This window comes from Dryocola clanedunensis (assembly GCF_038405435.1).
GTDB classification, from domain to species: Bacteria; Pseudomonadota; Gammaproteobacteria; order Enterobacterales; family Enterobacteriaceae; genus Dryocola; species Dryocola clanedunensis_A.
Genome location: NZ_JBBYHZ010000061.1, coordinates 1 through 821 on the forward strand (window position 1 = coordinate 1; position 821 = coordinate 821).

Sequence of the window (821 nt, forward strand, 5' to 3'; positions counted from 1 at the left end):
GCTGCAATCACTACCGTTCTGGCTAAAACCTACGGTGGTTCTGCTCGTGCATTCGACCAGATCGATAACGCACCAGAAGAAAAAGCTCGTGGTATCACCATCAACACTTCCCACGTTGAATATGACACCCCGACTCGCCACTACGCGCACGTTGACTGCCCAGGGCACGCCGACTACGTTAAAAACATGATCACCGGTGCTGCTCAGATGGACGGCGCTATCCTGGTTGTTGCTGCGACTGATGGCCCTATGCCACAGACCCGTGAGCACATCCTGCTGGGTCGTCAGGTTGGCGTTCCATTCATCATCGTGTTCCTGAACAAGTGCGACATGGTTGATGATGAAGAGCTGCTGGAACTGGTAGAAATGGAAGTTCGTGAACTTCTGTCCCAGTACGACTTCCCAGGTGACGATACTCCTATCGTACGTGGTTCTGCTCTGAAAGCGCTGGAAGGCGAAGCTGAGTGGGAAGCGAAGATTGTTGAACTGGCAGGCTACCTGGATTCTTACATCCCAGAGCCAGAGCGTGCTATCGACAAGCCATTCCTGCTGCCTATCGAAGACGTATTCTCCATCTCCGGCCGTGGTACAGTTGTTACCGGTCGTGTAGAGCGCGGTATCGTTAAAGTTGGCGAAGAAGTTGAAATCGTTGGTATCAAAGAGACTGCTAAGTCTACCTGTACCGGCGTTGAAATGTTCCGCAAACTGCTGGACGAAGGCCGTGCTGGTGAGAACGTTGGTGTTCTGCTGCGTGGTATCAAACGTGAAGAAATCGAACGTGGTCAGGTTCTGGCTAAGCCAGGCTCTATCAAGCCGCACAC

The 821-nt window shown here is 52.6% G+C and carries 1 protein-coding gene; it reads left to right on the forward strand.

Annotated elements, in window-relative coordinates; translation table 11 throughout:
- A partial coding sequence (gene tuf, locus AAE045_RS23360; RefSeq protein ID WP_455549701.1) for an elongation factor Tu occupies window positions 1–821 on the forward strand: 821 nt, incomplete at both ends.